At 28.8% G+C, this 19,105-nt stretch carries 15 protein-coding genes; 13 read left to right on the top strand and 2 right to left on the bottom strand.

Annotated features, from left to right (window positions below; translation table 11 throughout):
- Positions 1-147 precede the first annotated feature (147 nt).
- Positions 148-366, top strand: a complete 219-nt coding sequence (locus AC2GW8_RS11825) for a hypothetical protein (protein WP_440880076.1) — start codon at positions 148-150, stop codon at positions 364-366.
- Here AC2GW8_RS11825 and AC2GW8_RS11820 read toward each other — a convergent pair.
- Positions 356-535 carry a hypothetical protein gene (locus tag AC2GW8_RS11820; RefSeq protein WP_440880075.1) on the bottom strand — a complete coding sequence of 60 codons (180 nt, stop codon included), beginning with the start codon at positions 533-535 and terminating at the stop codon, positions 356-358. The two genes, AC2GW8_RS11825 and AC2GW8_RS11820, sit on opposite strands and share 11 nt — an antisense overlap.
- 280 nt (positions 536-815) lie before the next feature.
- Here AC2GW8_RS11820 and AC2GW8_RS11815 point away from each other — a divergent pair, with 280 nt between their 5' ends.
- Positions 816-1,571, top strand: a complete 756-nt coding sequence (locus AC2GW8_RS11815; RefSeq protein ID WP_440880074.1) for a ThiF family adenylyltransferase — start codon at positions 816-818, stop codon at positions 1,569-1,571.
- Here AC2GW8_RS11815 and AC2GW8_RS11810 read toward each other — a convergent pair.
- A complete protein-coding gene (locus AC2GW8_RS11810) occupies positions 1,568-2,326 on the bottom strand; it encodes a response regulator transcription factor (RefSeq protein WP_440880073.1) in 759 nt (252 codons plus the stop codon). The genes AC2GW8_RS11815 and AC2GW8_RS11810 overlap by 4 nt on opposite strands.
- Before the next feature lie 166 nt (positions 2,327-2,492).
- On the opposite strand from AC2GW8_RS11810, the gene AC2GW8_RS11805 reads away from it, so the two are divergent.
- The 11 genes from AC2GW8_RS11805 to AC2GW8_RS11755 all read left to right on the top strand — a co-directional run bounded on the left by AC2GW8_RS11805 (position 2,493) and on the right by AC2GW8_RS11755 (position 19,067).
- On the top strand, positions 2,493-3,143 hold the full coding sequence (locus AC2GW8_RS11805; RefSeq protein WP_440880072.1) for a hypothetical protein: 651 nt from the start codon (positions 2,493-2,495) through the stop codon (positions 3,141-3,143).
- An 84-nt stretch (positions 3,144-3,227) separates the two neighbouring features.
- Positions 3,228-4,067, top strand: a complete 840-nt coding sequence (locus AC2GW8_RS11800) for a hypothetical protein (RefSeq protein ID WP_440880071.1) — start codon at positions 3,228-3,230, stop codon at positions 4,065-4,067.
- Complete coding sequence (locus tag AC2GW8_RS11795; RefSeq protein ID WP_440880070.1) at positions 4,067-4,981, top strand: aminoglycoside 6-adenylyltransferase; 915 nt, start codon at positions 4,067-4,069, stop codon at positions 4,979-4,981. Before AC2GW8_RS11800 ends, AC2GW8_RS11795 begins: the two co-directional genes overlap by 1 nt.
- Positions 4,982-6,316, top strand: a complete 1,335-nt coding sequence (locus AC2GW8_RS11790) for an MATE family efflux transporter (RefSeq protein WP_440880069.1) — start codon at positions 4,982-4,984, stop codon at positions 6,314-6,316. It begins immediately after the preceding gene.
- 77 nt (positions 6,317-6,393) lie between these two features.
- Positions 6,394-10,506: an amino acid adenylation domain-containing protein gene (locus AC2GW8_RS11785; RefSeq protein WP_440880068.1), complete on the top strand. Its 4,113-nt coding sequence runs from the start codon at positions 6,394-6,396 to the stop codon at positions 10,504-10,506.
- Positions 10,499-11,440, top strand: coding sequence for a pseudouridine-5'-phosphate glycosidase (locus AC2GW8_RS11780; protein WP_440880067.1), 942 nt, complete (start codon positions 10,499-10,501; stop codon positions 11,438-11,440). Before AC2GW8_RS11785 ends, AC2GW8_RS11780 begins: the two co-directional genes overlap by 8 nt.
- The gene (upp, locus tag AC2GW8_RS11775) at positions 11,440-13,347 is read left to right on the top strand and encodes a uracil phosphoribosyltransferase (protein WP_440880066.1); all 1,908 of its coding nucleotides are present in this window, start codon (positions 11,440-11,442) and stop codon (positions 13,345-13,347) included. Before AC2GW8_RS11780 ends, upp begins: the two co-directional genes overlap by 1 nt.
- A 21-nt stretch (positions 13,348-13,368) precedes the next feature.
- On the top strand, positions 13,369-13,995 hold the full coding sequence (locus AC2GW8_RS11770; protein WP_440880065.1) for an HD domain-containing protein: 627 nt from the start codon (positions 13,369-13,371) through the stop codon (positions 13,993-13,995).
- Positions 13,996-16,371, top strand: coding sequence for a TonB-dependent receptor (locus AC2GW8_RS11765; RefSeq protein WP_440880064.1), 2,376 nt, complete (start codon positions 13,996-13,998; stop codon positions 16,369-16,371).
- 23 nt (positions 16,372-16,394) lie between these two features.
- On the top strand, positions 16,395-18,686 hold the full coding sequence (locus AC2GW8_RS11760) for a penicillin acylase family protein (RefSeq protein ID WP_440880063.1): 2,292 nt from the start codon (positions 16,395-16,397) through the stop codon (positions 18,684-18,686).
- Positions 18,687-18,695: 9 nt separating this feature from the next.
- Positions 18,696-19,067 (top strand): hypothetical protein, encoded by a 372-nt coding sequence (locus AC2GW8_RS11755; protein WP_440880062.1) that lies wholly within the window; start codon positions 18,696-18,698, stop codon positions 19,065-19,067.
- Positions 19,068-19,105: the final 38 nt, after the last annotated feature.

Raw genomic sequence — 19,105 nt, 5'->3', positions numbered from 1 at the left:
CAGATAGCTATTGTTCAGGACAATCCAAATATGGATCTTCTAGATCTTTTAGTAGGACGTGTCAAAGTTCTACTGGAGGGCAATGGTAATCAAAATCAGGTAAAGAAATTAATTCCAATAATAAGTCGAACGATAGCATAACCTAAAATGGATATGGCAGTCCCCATACCAAACCAGAATAATCCTTCCTTAGTTTTATCTAGTAAATCAGGATTAAACTCATTAAAAAAGAATAACAATCCTATACAAATAAGTAACGATGTTCCGAATAAAAATAGAAGCACTAAGAAGATGTTGGTTGAGGCGGGGAGCAATTTATTAAGTATATATTTCGCTCCTTCTCCTTCATCTTTTTCTATTTTTTAGTGTTGGGTCCAGGTAACAGCCCTAGTGTATTTCCAACAGGCGGTATTCGGGGTTTTCGAGGATTTTCTTTTTGTTGTGCATATACAATAGGCATTTGATAAGAAGAAATGTTAGGTGTCAAACTTACCATAAGAGCTAACAGATACAAACTTAATTTAAAATACTTCATTGTTGAGTAATCAAAGCGATCAGAAGAGTCATAGCATGTTTGTAAGCAAAAATCTAAGAAATTTATAATTTGTAAGGTTTAGATTTAAAACAAGTAAGCGTGTTGACGGAAACAGTAAAACTGAAGTTTCCGTTACCAACACGCTGACTTGTAAGGGGAATTTCCCCTTAACCCCTTTTAGCGGAATTTTTTCAAGAACTACTAAAATCTACCTTTTAGTGTAGTAATATATTATTATTTTCAATCTAAATTTGATTTGAATAAAACGTTCAAATTAAAGATGGAAGTTAGATATAGTCGGAATAGAATATATGTTAAACCAGAAGAACAAGCACTAATTAAAAATTACCCTATTTTATTAGGAGGGTCTGGAATTGGTAGTGTTATAGCAGAGTGTGCTTTACGCTTTGGTTTTGAGAATATAACTATAATAGATGGAGATTATGTTGAAAATTCAAATTTAAATAGGCAAAATTACGTAGAAGATGACATTAATATAGATAAGGTAGATGCAATTAAAAAAAGATTGTTATCAATTAATAATAAGGCTAATATAAATGTGTATAATTGTTTCTTAACAACAGAAAATGTTGAAAGTTATATTGATAGGCATAAAATAGCTATTAATGCTTTAGACTTCACTTCAGATGTTCCATTACTTTTTGATGAAGTTTGCCAAAGAAAAAATATTCCTGTTTTACATCCTTATAATTTAGGTTGGGGAGGATTAGTAACAGTAATATCTCCAAAAGGTTTATCATTAAAAGCTATTGCAAAAAAAGGACAAAAAATCAATGAACTTCGAGTAGTTGAATACATTTCTAGCTATTTGAAATTCTGGAGAACATCACAATTCTGGATTGATGAGGTATTGCATGAGTACTTAAATGAAAAAGAAAAGTTGTCTCCTCCGCAATTATCTATTGGTTCATGGATAGTGGCAAGTATGTGTACACATCTTCTTTTTAAAATAGCAACAAATAAAGAGTATAAACGATTTCCAGAATTTTATTTTTCCTCTATTAATGCTGATTAGATTAATTTATTATTGGTGGCGTATACAATGGCTTCCGAAATATTAGTAACTTCTAATTTTTCAAATAATTTTCTTCTATGAAACTTAACAGTATCTGGAGACACATACATAGGTTCAGCCATTTCATTAATTGTATATCCTCTTACAGAGAATTTTAAAATTTCTTTTTCTCGATTAGAGAGCTCAACTTTCTCTTCAGTTTTCCAAAAATCACCTTTTAAATCATATTTAAAAATTTTATTTGCTCCTTTTTTATATATTTTAATATTTCCAGAATTTTGTTCGTTGGAAAGAGAAATAATACAAATCGCTTTCCAAATTTTCCCTTCATCCGTTAAGAAAATAGGAGTTAATTTTTGATTAATCAAAAATGTTTTTCCTTCTTGATTTTTTAAATGGAAATCATACGAAATAGAATGGAATATTCTTTCTTTTAATGGTATGTTTTCATAAAAATTAAAGCCAACTGTATTTATTTTAAGTAATAGTTCTACATCCTCAGGAATAACATAATTGAAGTAAAAAAGGTATCCCATTTCTTGCACTTCTTCAGCAGTATGTCCACATAGAAAAAGAGGATTTTCAGAAACATATTCGAATCCTTTTTTTTCATAATCTATTACATAGATACTTTTATAGGTAGCTCTAGCAAAGGCTTTAATTGTTTCTAAATAATTAGCCGTTTGCTTGCGTTCATTCCTAGAAATGTTGGTCACGGTATTTCGTGAAGAAAAAAAATCATTAACATCTGCCATAGCTCAAATGGTTAAAATTCAAATGTAGTCATTTTAAACTAAAATGAGGAGTCTTTATTTAATAAAAAATAGAGTTTTAATTACATTTTTATTACTACTGCTACTACTAATTTGTGTAGTGCTTTGTAAGAGGCAACTATATAGTTTTGTAGCAAAAAAATATACTATGACCTTTACAAGTTACTTAGAAGAATTATCTATAAATGAAATATATAACCTATCAAAATTTGTAGTTGAGGAGAATTTTAATCATCACATAAATAAAGACAGCTTTAAAAGCATTAAAAAAGATATTAAATCTGTTTACGAGGAAGAGATTGAATATATACAAAATTCCAAAATATTTGTTAGCAGAAATAGTTCAGGAAAAATTACTGGGTCTATTAGGGTTTTAAGATGGAACTTTATAGATAAGCTGCCAATACAGAGTTTGTTTGGAATAAATCCATTACTAACTATCGAGGATAAGCCTTTTAATGATATATGGCATATTGGTAGGTTTGCTATTAAAAAAGGAATAAAAGATACCAATCTGTTTAAAAAGTTAATGGTTTGTGCCATCTCTCCAGTGTGTAGTCATGCTGAAAATATTGCTTTTGCAGAATGTGATAGCAAATTATTAAGAGTTATGTCTTTATTCGGAATAAAAACTAAAATAGTCGGTAAATCAATTAATTACTTGGGTTCTGAAACTATCCCTGTAAGCTTTTCATATACTGGTCTTATAGCATTTTATGAAGAGAATAAATACTTAATATCTAATCAAGACCTTCTTGAAAAACAATTCTCATTAAAAACTACACTTTTGTGTAGCTGATGCTTTGTGGTAATTAACCAACTTTGCGTTTGGCATAAATTATTGAATTGTTATAGGTTTTTAACATAAAAAGATTAAAATAATATGAATTTTTTTAAAGTTTTTACAACTCGCTTACTTTTTGTTTTTATTCTACGGTTTCTAATTTATGGCATATCATTAATTCCATTTTGTTATGTATTAGTATCTTATGAAAACACAATAAATAAAATACTATTACTTATAGTGACATTATTACTGGCTCCTATTTTAATTATTTTTTTAACAGGCTTAACATATTACCTAACACCAAAGGTTGTTCCTGGAGCTTATAAAATCTTCTCTATACCTTTTATAAAATGGTTGCTAAAAGACCTTACAGCCAATATTGTTACTACTTCTAAGTTTCTTAATGATATTGCTAATAGAGTAGATTTTATAAAGATTATTTATTATAGACTGCTAGGAGTTACTAATATAAAAACAATGATTATTGCGTCTGATGTGCTTATTATGGATCCTAATAAATTTACGTTTGGTAAAAATATTTTTATTGGAACTTCTACATTAATTAGTGGGCACTTTATTAAAAATAGAAAACTAGTTTTAACTATGGGAGAATTCGGCGATAATGTTCAAATAGGAGCTTGTTGTAAGATTGCTCAAGGCGTAAAGATTGGTAAAAATAGTATTATTGGATTTGGAGTAAATATTGGAGTAGATTGTATTATTGGAGAAAATGTAATTATTCATGATGCTACTTCCTTAGACGAATATTCAGTAATTGGAGACAATACTGTTGTTGGAAAAAAATGTTTGATTGGAAGAAAAACACATATTGGGAAAAAATGCAGGGTAGGACATTATTCATCTGTAGGATCAAAATTAAATATAGGTGACCATGCAGATATCCCTGAATTAAGTACAATTAAAACTGATATGTAATGGTAGAAGAAATTAAACATTTTGCCAAAAAAAATGAGGACATCTGTGCTATTATTTCCTTTGGGTCTCTACATAATGGAGATCTTAGTAATAGTGATGAGTTTTCAGATCTCGATTTATTTGTATTTACAACAGCGCCAGAAAAGTATTTAAACTCTGAAAATATAAAGTGGTTATACGATTTTGGGAATCCTCTTTCCGTACTGGTAATTAATAACCCCGTTGAAAAAAACATGATTAATAGGGTAATGCTAGATAATTACTTCTCATTCGATATTATTCCGATTAGTTACAAGAAGTTTAGTATGGTGAAGTTTTTCTTTCTTTTGAAACAATTTAAACTAACAGGATTATTAAAAAATAAAGGAACTATTATTCATGAGCTTAAAACATTTTATTCGTATCTAAGCAGAGGATATACGATTCTTTATGATAAAAAAAACATAACTGAATTAATTTTTAAAATAAAAACTACATATAAAGAAGATGTTGAAGATTTAGATATTTCAAAAATAGCTTTTGAAGAATGTTATCATGATTTCTGGCAAAATGCGTTTAAATTTTTAGGGAAAATTATTAGAAATGAAGTGTATTATGGAATCGTTAGAATAGATGATGTTTTAAAGAAAAGGTTAATAAAAATGCTAGAATGGGAGGCAAAATTATATTATAAATATAAAGGAGATACATATTTTGATGGAAAAAAAGTAAGTGAATGGGTTTCTGCCGAAACAATGAACGATTTAAAGAAGACAACCTTTAATTTTAATCAAAGGGAAAACATAAATACGCTTCGTAATCACATTGAAATATTCCAAAAAGCTTCAAAAAATGTTGCTGCAATAAAGCATTATAGTCGCAGTGAAAATCTAGAGAAAAAAATTATTGAAAAACTAAACGAATATTCTTTATAAATGAAACAAGTTAAGAATACACTCGCCATTGCTTTTCCAATTATTTTAGGACAGTTAGGTTTTACATTACTAGGATTTATAGACAATGTAATGGTTGGTAAACTGGGAGCTTCATCCTTAGCAGCTATATCACTATCAAACAGTTTTATTTTTATAGGATTAGCCATTGGAATAGGGTTTTCTATTATGATAACACCTTTAGTATCTAACGCCTTAGGTGAAAAAAATTATGATAAAATCTCAAAATTATTTTATAATGGTTTATTGCTTTGTACATCATTAGGGATTGTATTATTTCTTTGTATATGGAACTCAAAATATATTATCTATAATTCGAAGCAATCAGCTGAAGTTGTAAAACTCGCTATTCCTTATTTAGAAATAGTGGCGTTGTCGTTAATTCCTTCTATGATTTTTCAAGGGTTAAAGCAATTTATCGATGGATTATCCAAAACAAAATATCCTATGTTTTGTATCATCATAGCGAACTTGATAAATATTTTTTTAAACTACGCATTAATTTTTGGAGCTTTTGGATTTCCAAAATTAGGGGTATATGGTGCTGGATTAGGAACTTTTATATCTAGGATTATAATGTTGGCATTAGCGATACTATTTATTTTAAAAATAGAAAGTATAAGACAGTATATTAAAAGGTTAAATATTAACGAATTAAATATAACTACTATACTAAGTGTAACCAAAACAGGGGCTTTTTCTAGTATTCAAATACTTTTTAAAATAAGCCTTTTCTCTGCTGCAATATTGCTTTCGGGAATTTTAGGGGAAAACTTTCAAGCAGCAAACCAAATTATTTTAAGCTTGTCAGGACTATTATTTGTAGTTCCTTTAGGAATTGCAACAGCCAGTTCAATACGAATTTCAAAAATGATTGGAGAGAAAAACAAAAATGAGATTCAACTCATTTCTTGGTCTTCCTTAAAGATTATCATAAGCTTAGAGATCCTATTCTTTATAATATTATACCTATGTAAAGATTTATTACCATTAATTTATATAAATGATATTACAGTTGTCCAAATGGCTTCTAAAGCAATAATTTTGTTAGCTATATTTCACTTTTTCGATGGGATAGAAGTCGTTGTATTAGGGTTTTTAAAAGGATTCAATGATACAAAAACTCCAGCTACTTTATGTTTTTTATCTTATTGGGTAATTGGGTTCTCTATTTCTTATTTCACTTATGAATCTTATGGAATGAAAGGTATATGGAGTGGATTAATAATTGGAGTTTTATCTTCGACGATTGTTTTATTGATGAGATATAGAAATGTTTACAATATGTTTTTAAAAGGAGGAAAAGTAATGAAATAAATTTATAAAAGCTCTAAATACTTCAATTAAATCAATATATCTCCAAAAGGAGGAAATAATAAAAAATAAAAAAAGCAATGAGTAAAGAAATATGTCTTACCAATTTACTTTTAAATTATGGCAATGCTAATGCTAGTAAAATTTCTATCATTCAAAATCAAAAAGCGCTAACTTACACTGAGCTTATAGAAAAAAGCAAAGCATTAGCCAATTATTTATACTATATAGGAGCTCCTAATAAACAGTGTATAGGAATATATCTAGAATCATCATTAGAGTTAATGATAGGGGTTTGGGGAGTCTTATTTTCCAATAATGCGTATTTGCCTTTAGCTACTGAATATCCTGAAGCACGTATTAAATATATGATTCAGGATAGCAATACAAAATACATTATTACTAAAGAATCATTAAAATCTGATTTGCAAAATTTAACTTCAAAGAATATTACAATTGTTACTTTAGAAGAAATTGAAATACACACGAAAAAAAAATTAAGCGAATTCACTTTTTTAAACCAAACTCAACCTGAAAATTTAGCATACGTAATATATACTTCTGGAAGTACTGGAGCTCCAAAAGGCGTAATGATTCAACATAAAGCTATTGTAAATCAAATGCAATGGATAAAAGAAGCATATGCTCTTGAGAATAAAATTATACTACAAAAAACACCTATTAGTTTTGATGCTGCACAATGGGAAATCTTAGCCATAGCATGCGGATGTACTGTAGTTATAGGAGAAGAAGGCATCCACAGGGATCCTGAAAGGATTATTGATAAAATTAAAACGCATAAGGTAACTACCTTACAATGCGTCCCTACATTATTACGAGCCCTACTTCACTATGATGAGTTTAAAGAATGTACTTCGCTTACGCAAATATTTAGTGGCGGGGAAGCGTTGTCTAAAAAATTAGCACTTCAATTTATGGACACATTCCCTATATGTGATTTAGTTAATTTATATGGACCAACAGAATGTACTATTAACGCATCATCATATAAGGTGAGTCCAGCAATTAAAAATGAATCTTTTCATACCATTCCTATAGGTACCCCTGTAGCAAATACGAAATTCTATATTTTAAACGAAAATAAAGAGCGAATTTTTAATAATGAGATTGGAGAATTATACATAGAAGGAATACAATTAGCTAAAGGATATTTCAATAAACCTGAAGAAACTACAGAAAAATTTATAGCAAATCCATTTTCAGAAAATAAACAATCAAAATTATATAAAACAGGCGATAGAGCGTTTTGGAATAAAGATGGAACTGTACAATTCATAGGAAGAGTAGATAATCAAATAAAATTAAGAGGGTATAGAATAGAACTCGATGAAATCAGAACAGTTATCGAAAAACATAGCTGGGTTAAAAATGCTTTAGTAACAGTTAAGAAAAATCCAACAACAAGGATTAAAAACCTTATGGCATTTATTGAACTTGATGCAAATGAAGCAGCATTAATGGATCAAGGAAATCACGGGAATCACCATCAATCCAAGAAAAACAAATTACAAATCAAAGCCCAATTATCTAATTTAGGATGTAGACCGTATGAAGAAAACGAAGAAAAAAATATAAAACTATTTTTTAAAGATGCTTCTGTTGAGCAAAAAAGATTCACATTCTCGCGAAAAACATATAGGTTTTATAATGGAGGAGATGTTTCAAAACAACAAGTGATCAATTTATTAAAAACACCACAAAAAGAGCAAAAAATAAAAAGCTTAGCATCATTACAATTTAATGAACTAAGTTCTTTTTTAAGGTATTTTGGACAGTTCAAAAGTAAAGAACGCTTATTGCCAAAATACAGTTATGCTTCACCTGGAGCATTATATGCAACACAAATGTATCTTGAAATACACAATATTTGCGGTTTATCTTGTGGGATATATTATTATCATCCTATTCATCACGAGCTAATTCAAATAAGAAAAATCCAACCAAAAAATTATGCACAAATACAGATACATTTTTTAGGAAAGAAAAGTGCTATCGAGCCTGTTTATAAAAACAATATACAAGAGGTCTTAGAAATAGAGGTAGGACATATGCTAGGTGTTTTTGAAAAAATACTACCTAAATATGGATTATATGTAAATGAAGGCTCTTTTAATCCTAAAATCAAACCCTCTTTAAATTGTTTAGATGAAGATTACTATTTAGGTACTTTTAATATCGTTCCTAATTCCTCTTATACAAATAAAGATGAGGTTTCTATATATGTACAAACACATTTAAATACAATTAAAGACTTAGAAAAAGGATTGTATTCATATACTAACAATGCATTAAAATTTCTTTCTAAAGATATTATATTAAAAAAAGAAGTAATTGCTATAAATCAAGAAGTCTATGAAAGAGCAAGCATAGGAATTTCAATGGTAAGTACAGCAAAAAAATCTTGGAAAAAATTTATTGTACTAGGAAAGAAACTACAGCATTTACAAATGAATCCCTTGTATTTTGGGTTTATGTCTTCTGGCTACAGTTCAAAATCTGGTAATAATCTTCCTTCAGCTAATAAAATAAATAGGATTTTAGAGGAATTAAAGCAGCCTCTAGGAGAATCTTATTTCTGTATTGGAGGGCTTATTAATAATGACCAAATGAATTCACAAAATATGAATGAAGATATTGTTCATATGAAGGGACCTGAAGAAATGTTAAAAGAAGACCTAATGAATACACTTCCCCATTATATGATACCTAACAACCTTATCATATTAGATAAATTGCCTCATACTCCCAATGGGAAATTAGATATGAAAGCAATAAATTTTAAAGCAGATGAATATCTAAAGCATCATAAAAGAGCTATTATTCTTCCCAAAAATAGAACTGAAAAAATGATTGCGAAAATCTGGAAAGAAATCATGGAGGTAGAAGAACTTTCAATTCAAGATGATTTTTTTGAATTTGGAGGAAACTCATTATCAGCTGTTGCGCTTCTCAATAAAATTAATAAAGCTTTTGAAATGACGCTTCCGATGCAAATATTATTTGAATATTCTACGATTGAAAAACTAGCAAGAAAAATTAACGATAAGAAAATAATTAGCCTATCTAGACTAATCCCTTTACAAGAAAAAGGTCATGAATCTCCAATTTTTTGCTGGCCTGGACTAGGAGGATATACATTAAATTTGAAGCCCATGGCATTAAAAATGGGAAAACATCAACCTTTCTACGGAATACAAGCTTTAGGAATAAACAAAGGAGAAAAACCGTATAGTGCTATTTCGTGTATGGCAAAAAAAGATGTAGAAGAAATTCTTAAAAAACAACCTGAAGGCCCATATACACTTTTTGGATTTTCATTTGGTGCTCGAGTCGCTTTTGAAACATGTTATCAATTAGAAAAATTAGGAAAGCATGTAGAGAATTTAATTTTAATAGCCCCTGGGTCTCCCAAAATATGGAGTGAAAAAGAAACAGTAAATAGCCATCAGCCATCCTTTAAAAATCCAGCTTTTGTAACAATTTTATTTTCGGTTTTTGCTGGAAAAATTAATGACCAAAACCTTAAAAAATGTTTAACTACAATAAAAAATCAAAACGATTTTACAACTTTTATCTGCAACACATTTAAATATCTATCAAAAGAGTTAGTTACTAGAATTACAGAAATTGTGAAGCTAACATATGAGTTTAAATACAATTTTAAAGAGCTTAAAGAACGTAAAGTTAAAGCACCTATAACCATATTAAAAGCCAGAGGAGATGATTATTCTTTCTTAGAAGAATCTCCTTTCTTTACCGAAAGAAAACCAAATATAATACACTTAAGCGGAGATCATTACACTATTTTAAAAGAACCTTATATAGAAGAGTTAATTACTGCTATAAATACTAGTATAAAAACAAATATTACAGAAAATACTACACTCAATAGATTGAACAATAAAACGAAATATACCATGCCACATATCGATATAAAGCACTTTCCCGTTGAAATTGATAAGGAAAGAAAAGCGCACTTTATAAAAAAAATTACACAACTAATTACCGAAACATTTTCTTGTGATGAAGATGTAGTATCATTAGCTATTCAACCGATTTCTCCTAGTGAGTGGGATGCATTAGTTTATGAAAAAGAAATTGTAGCTAAACAAATGTGGTTAGAAAAATACCCAAACTATGGATCATTAAAAAGCAAAAAAAATCATGAATAAAAATTATAATATTCCTTTAAAATTTAGTGAAGAAGTAGCTGATGCTTTACACGATGGAAGTCCTATTGTTGCTTTAGAATCTAATGTAATTACTCATGGATTACCATATCCAGATAATGCCTTAACAGCAAAAAAAGTTGAAGAAGCAGTAAGAAAAGGAGGAGCTATTCCAGCAACCATAGGAATAAAAGATGGAGAGATATTAATTGGAATGTCTTTTAATGAAATAGAACAATTTTCCAAGGCTAAAAATATTCCAAAAATAGGTAATAGAGACATTTCAATTTTGCTTGCCCAGAGAAATAGTGGAGCAACTACTGTAGCTTCAACTATTATGATAGCAGAATTAGCAAATATTAATTTTTTTGCTTCAGCAGGTATAGGAGGGGTTCATAGAGGGGCGGAACAAACGATGGATATTTCGGCAGATCTTATGCAATTTACTAAGTCGAAAGTAGCAATGGTATGTGCTGGAGCTAAAAACATATTAGATCTAGGTTTAACAATGGAATATCTTGAAACACATGGAGTACCTATTATTTCATATCAATCTGATTACTTTCCTGCATTTTACTGTAAATCAAGTGGGTTTAAAAGCCCTCATAGAATAGATAACATAACAAAAATAGCAGATGTTATACAAATGCATTGGGCTTTTGGGAACAAAAATAGCATGCTTATTACAAAATCAATTAATGACGAAGATGCTATTGACGAAAGAGAAGTAGAAGATATTTTAAATAAAGCTATTATAAATGCAGAAAAAAAGAAGATTTCAGGTAATGCTATTACAAAATATTTGATGCAAATTATTGATAGAGAAACTCAAGGAAGAACAGCAAGAGCAAACGCGTCTGTACTTATTAGTAATGCAGAGTTTGCTGGGAATTTAGCTTCTGTATATGTAAGTATAACTAAAGAGGCTGTTTTATAATGAAAAATAAAGAAGAAATAAGATTGTCTAAAACCGTTGAAACATTGTTAAATGATGAACAATATCACATAGAGTTTAATGGTCATCTAACTAATCATTCTAAACATGCTGTAATTGCTTTGGCAGGTTTAAATACTAGCGATGAAAAAATTCAATCTTATTATGATAATCATGCAAAAGAGACAGCATATGGTTATGGATTAGAGCTATCTAGGCCATCTTTACATAAAATTACCCATGATAATTGGAAAAAATATCTTGGTAAACGTACTAGTTTTTCTTCATATGTGAGTTTTTTCAAAAGAGAAGAAGAAGAATTAGGGATGATAATACTGCTACAAAAATATTTGCCTGTATTACTTTCTGGTTGGGTAGGAGCTTTTACTCATGCAACTATCCATACTGGTTGGGGAATAAGTGTAAGAAATAGATGTATGATCATAGAAGGTTTAGCTTATATGGCGTATACTTATGTAAACTGTAATGCTACCAATATGCAGTTTGATAAAAAGACCACAGCTACTTCTCCAATTGATTCTATTTTAGGAATAGCTAGATATTGGAAAGAGAATACCAAGGAATTACAAAATTGGGTTAAAGATTCTCAAGATGAAACAATTTCTGATACAGCAAAATATATGCATAGAGAGCTAAAAAGATCTGGATTGCAGTACCGAATAGCTTGTATGGTAGGAAAAGGACATCCATTAATATATGAAACACCAGGATGGTTAATAGAAAAAGGTTCATCGACATTGTGGGAAGAATTATATTATATGGTTACAATACTCTATTTATCTGCTCCTGGTGACTTTGTAATACTTCATCTGATAACGTCATTGCATGCAATGGAAAATATAGCAGAGGTTTTACCAGAAGAACATCAGAAGGACGTGATTAAGCAATTTTGGATAGGGATTTTAGGAATTCTTTTTTCTAAAGGAAACTTTCCTAAAGAAAAAAAAATAGAATCATTGCATAATCTGTATAAAGAAGAATTTGATCAAGTTTTTTATGATTGTTTTTCAAATAAGGAATGGGGAAGAATAATTATAAGAGCAATAGAGGAGGAAGAAGAACATAATCCAAAATTGGTATATGTATTAAAAAAAGTATGGGAAAAAAGTAATAAAAAAAGCCTGTATAGAAATGCTGCAGCTCAATTTACGCAAACACCCGAACTACCTCCATCATTTCAGGAAAAATCTATAGATGAAAATGATATTGTAGCCTATTACCAAGATCAAAAAAAAGTTTCAACTATTAATGAAAACTTATTTCTTCTCAACCAGAGTAAGTATCTTAAATTACTACATACCAATATTAGAGATAAAAGCATAAAAAAAGTAGATTTCCTTTTTTATGCTAAGCAAGTAATTAATAAGCTTATAGAAAAAAGTATTGATTTACTTCCAGTTGAAGAGAAAAATGTAACAACCCCTGTAGGTGAAACTTATGAAGGATTAAGAGTGTCAAATAATGTTTGTGGAGTTTCAATTATGAGAGCTGGCGAAAGTATGGAAATATCTCTCAGAGAAATTATAAGAGATGCATCTATTGGAAAAATCTTAATTCAAAGAGATAAAATAACAAAACTTCCTCATTTATATTATACTGCACTACCTAATAACATATCTAACAGCAATGTGCTTTTAATGGATCCAATGTTAGCAACAGGAGGAACAGCATTAGTAGCAATTAATGTATTATTAGAACATGGTGTGAAAGAGGATAAAATTATTTTTGTAAACCTTTTAACAGTTCCAAAAGGAATTCATACAATACATAAAAAGTATCCAAAAGTTAAAATAGTAACCTCAGCAATCGATAAGAATTTAAATAAAGAAGCATACATGATTCCTGGAATAGGTGATTTTGGAGATCGTTATTTCGGAACAGATATTTAATCGTTAAAATTAAACAAGAAAATGATACATACACTAGAAGCTAATAGCCTTGAAAATATTATTCAATTTATAGTTGAAATTGATAAGTTAAAGGCTGTTACTAGAAAAGTAAAACCTTTACATTGTGAAAATAGGTATGAAAATTCAGCAGAACATAGTTGGCAATTAGCTGTTTTTGTTTTGTCAGTAGAACAATATTGCCCATCAAATATAGACATTTTAAGAGTTGTGAAGATGGTGTTATTACATGATATTGGAGAAATCGACACTGGTGATACTATGTTTTTTGTAGAAGGAGGATGGAAGGAAAGAAAAGAAAAAGAATTGCAAGCGGTGAATAGAATTTTTGGAATCTTACCAGAACCCATTAGAACTAACTTTATAGAATTATGGGAAGAATTTGAATTTGGAAATACTAAAGAATCACAATTAGCCAATGCACTAGACAGAGCAATGCCAGTGATTTTGAATTTAGAAAATGAAGGGCAGAGTTGGAAAGAAAATAATATAAGCTATGAAACAGTTATTAGTAAAATTGAAAAACCTATAAAAACAGGTTTTCCTCAATTATGGGATTACTTAAGCAATAGAATAGCAATAGCAAAAAAAAGAGGATACTTTAAAAGTAATAATCAAGTAGTAAATTAGATGAGGTTTAAGTGTTTTATATTCTTATTGTTATCGCATATGTTGCATGCACAATTTGAAGTAAAAGGAAAGGTGATAGATCAAAATGGAAATCCGTTACCATATGTAAATATTCTTTTATTAGAAGACGAAAATGAAAGTATGATAAAAGGAGAAATAACAGATGATTCTGGCAATTTCATTATTAAAAATATTAGATCAGATAATTATATTTTGAAAATAAGTTTTATAGGTTTTCAAGAGTTAGTAAAATCTATAAATATTAATAAGAATATTCACTTAGAAACATTGATGCTTAATGAAGAGGTAGAAAATTTAGAAGAAGTAGTAATTACATCGAAAAAACCTATTTTTCAGCAAAAGGTAGATCGTTTGGTAGTGAATGTTAAAGGTACTTTAGTGGCAGAATCAGGTACAGCAATTGATGTGTTACAAAGATTACCAGGTTTAAATGTAAGTTCAGACGGAAATACTCTAACGTTAAATGGAAAAGAAGAAGTAGGGATTCTTTTAAATGGAAGGTTAACGAGAGTTCCTATAGAATCTTTATTACAAATGCTAAGTTCTACTAATGCAAAAGACATTGACTCTATTGAAATTATTAGTAATCCACCTTCTAAGTATGATGCTGAATTTACAGGAGGGTTAATTAATATAAAACAAGGTAAGAAACAAAGTATCGGAACCAATGGGAGTATAATGGCTGGAATAGGTTATGGAAGAAGTGATAAGGAAAGATTTGGATTTAATTTTAACCATCGAAAATCCAATATTAATTTCTACGGAAATTTTAATTTTAATAGAAATAATTCACCTAGAACGCTTAACAATGTAACTCGGTTAACATCTGATGCCAACCCTCTTAGTAGCTCAACTAAAAGTAGTAGAAAACCTATTATTACAGGTTATGCAGGAGCATTAGGGTTTGATTACTACCTTTCTGAAAAGATAATTTTAGGGCTTTTAGTAAATGGAAATACAAGTCTCTTTAAACAAGAAGTTTCAGCAACCAATTTTTTTAACGAGAATAATCAAACAGTTGTTACAAATATTCTTAATAATGAAAATAGTGTTAGGGATTTAATTATCACAAATTTTAATACAACTATACAGATGGATGATACTCAAAATTTAAACTTTGATATTGATTATTTAAATTATTATAGTGAGAACCCAACAGATTATAATAACGTTTACCGAAATAGTGATGATGAGATTATTTTTAATGAATTTGTTACAGCATCAAAAGAAACTCCAGTCGATATTTGGATAGGAAAATTCGACTATACTAAGGATTTAGAAAAATTTCAGTTAGAGTTTGGAGGGAAATACACAAACTCATTTTTAAAAAATGGTGTAGATGTAAAAGATTTGGTAAATAATAATTTAATAATAAATGAAGAATTGAGTGAAAAGTCAACTCTTAAAGAACATATCATAGCAGCATATTCTTCTGTAAATTTGACAATAAATGATAATACTAAACTTAATATAGGTTTACGATTTGAATCTTCAAGTCAGGATTTAAAACTCGAAAATCAAGGAACCGTTTTAGACAACAGACTAAACGAATTTTTCCCAAGTTTATTCCTATCTAAAAAAATAAAAGAACATCATGAAATTCAGTTTTCCTATGGAAGGAGAATTACCCGACCAACCTATTTTGATTTAGCTCCGTTTTTATTGTTTTTAGACCCTAATACATTTTTCAATGGTAATATAGAATTGAAGCCTTCTTTTAGCAATAGTGTTTTATTGAATTATAAATACAAGAAATACTTATTAGGGCTTAATTATACGAGAACTACTAACGGAATGGCTCGAGTACAGCCTGTATTTTTAGAGGATACCAACCAACAAGTTTTAACAACACTTAATATTGATCAAATAAATACCTTTTCGGTCAACATATCAGCACCTATTAAAATAAATGATTGGTGGAATATTCGTAACAATGTGGAAACATCTTTTCAAAATCAAAAAAATGATGGAGAAAACAGGAACGATTTTTATTATGTAATTAAATCAAGTCAAAATTTTCAGTTAACAGAAACAATGAAAATGGAACTGTTTGCTCTGTATAATTCTAACAGAGTTTCAGGGGTTAGAGAAATTCATGATTTTCAAAGAGTAAATTTAATTGCTGAAAAAAACATAGAAAGTTGGAATAGTAAAATTCAATTTGGATTCAATAACATTTTTGGTAAAAAATTCGGTTTTGAATCTCTAGATAATGATTTTTATTCAAGAGTAAATTATGATTTTGAACCTAGAGTAGTCACAGTAACATTTACCTATAATTTTGGTAACTCTAAAATTAAAAAACAGCGTAAAAGAGAAATGGGGTCGAGTGAAATTAAAAAAAGAATTAAATAACTCCTACATAAAAACAATTAATATTGACTACACTTAAAATTTGGAAAAAAGTTGGTATACTAATCGTATGCTTGGTATGGATTTTATTAACCTCCTATAAGTTTACTCCTATAAATAGTATAGGGGAATTACTTTCGTACAAATCGGGTTTATTATCGATACCCACTGAAGAAAAAAACCAGATAAAAATACCTAGATTAGCAAATGTTGAAATATTTGTTGATACAATTGGAATTCCACATATATATGCGAATGATGAAAAAGGGTTAGCATATGGTCTTGGTTATATGCACGCCAAAGACAGGTATTTTCAAATGGAACTTACTACAAGAATGGTTTTAGGAGAACTATCAGAAGTTTTTGGGGCTAAAACATTTGGATCTGATTCATTTTGGAAACCTTATCAGTTCCAAAAAAAAGCTGTTGAATTACTTAATGAATATAAAATTACCAATAAAGAGGTTTATGATTATATCATTTCTTATGCAAAAGGTATTAATAACTATCTAGATCAAAATGAGTTAAATGATCCTTTATATAAAATATTTGATACTACTCCTAGAAAATGGAAACCAGAATATTGTTTGTTAATTTCTTGGTATTTAAGTAAAAATCTAACATACCATGATTTTGATAAGGAACAACAGGAGGTTTTTGATAAGCTTCCTGAAGAAATTATTGATGTCTTTTTTCCCTTGCATCCCGAAAATTTGATTACGATATTACCTCAATCAGCACGATATAAAGTTCAAAGTGAAAGAAATAAAACAATTACAAAAAAATATAGTATAACTAAAAAAGTAACAATAAAAGATGATATAGGTAGTAATAATTGGGTAATTCATAAAACAAAAACTAAAAACAAGTATGCTATTATAGCTAATGATCCACATTTGTTTTTAACACTACCTAATACATTTTACGAAGCTCATTTGGTTAGTAATGACAGAAAGTTATATGGTTATACAGTGCCAGGTTCTCCACTGATAGTCAGTGGTCATAATGATCAAGTTTCTTGGGGTGTTACCAATGGTTCATGGGATCTTATAGACAGGTATCTTCTGAAAGTAAAAGAAGATAGTTTGTACTTATATGACGGTAAATGGATACCTTTTAAGAAAAAGTATTACCAAATTTCTATAAAAGGAAAACAACCTAAACGAATTACTGAACAGTTTACTATACACGGAAAAGTAATTAAAGAAGATAGTATTTACTACGCTCAAAAATGGTATCCATCTGAAAAAAGTTATTCTTTCAGATCAATTTATAATGTTAACAAAAGTAAAAATTGGTATACTTTTAAAGAAGCATTAAGAGAATATGATTATCCTCCTCAAAATTTTGTTTTTTCTGATACTAATGACACTATTGGAATTGTTTGTGCTGGTCAATCAATGACTAATAATCTTTTTTATAAAGGAGGGCTTTTAGATGGAGTTAAAAAAATAAAAAATAATGTAAAATTAGACACATTATGGAAAAACGTAAATCCTGAAAAAGGCTATCTTTTTTCGGCCAACCAACAACCTATTCAAAATGACTATTATTTTGGATATTATTGGTTTAAAAATGATTATAGAGTGAGACGTATAAATTCTTTATTAAAAAATAATAGTTCTTGGGATTTAACAACTAGCATGAAAATGCAAATGGATAATGTAGATGTTGCTTATAAAGAATATATTGAACTTACTAAAAATTATACAATTCTCAATTCATATCAATATATTATTGATGGGTTAAGTCAATGGAATGGAGAAATTTCTAGCGAACAACAATTTTCAAAAACTTATAAAATACTTAAAGAGGCTACAAATATAGAAATTGAAAACTATACAATTAATAAGTTGGGGGTACAACAAATTAGTTCTTTAAGATGCTTTTTAGAGTATTTAAATAATGAAAATAAACTTTCTGCAGAACAAAATCTGAAAAAAACTATTGTAAACACCATTTTCAAGAAAACGGATTCAATTTTAAACATAGAAAAGAGAGGGGTTTCTGATGACTTTTTAATTATTCCGAACATCTCTTTTTTACCTGGATTTGGGAAAAAAGTAACAGGTATTGAAGGGAATAATAATACTATAAATTTAAATTCAAAGGCACATTCATCTTTCAGGTCTGTTTTTCAAATGGAAGAAGGTAATATTATAGGCTTTAGCGTTATAGCTGGTGGACAGAGCGGAAAAATAAACTCAAAGCATTATCTAGATCAACTAGAAAGTTGGAAGAAAGGAGTGTATCATCAAACACAGTTTGTAAATAATCCGAAAGAATTAAAAAAAATCGCATATAAAATAAACCTATAACCTCAACAAATGATAAAGAAGTTAATAAAGGATATACCATTGTTGCTAGCAACATTACCCCAAATCATTTTCAATAATTATGGGTGGATTATAGCGATTACTATACTCGTTGGTTTTTCCAGTGCTTTTTTAATTGAAAATAGAAACATTTTTAGAAAAATTATTTGTTATCAGTTTATTGTTTTTAGTATAGTTTTTCTTTTTGAAAAAGAAAATATCTATTACATAGATATGATATTTGATAATTTTTCTTTACCCAAATTATTAAGTTCCATTATTTTTATTCTTTTTAATTTATTGAATATCGTTGTATTATTTTACTCAGGAAGGTCTGTATATTATATAATATTTGACACGTACAATCTTTTTAATAAAAACTAATTACATCAACTTAGAATTTTGTTTTATTTAATTTATTC

The sequence above is a fragment of the Tenacibaculum profundi genome (assembly GCF_057162725.1).
The sequence above is the reverse complement of the archived record's forward strand: the minus strand, read 5'-3'. Positions and strand labels throughout refer to the sequence as shown.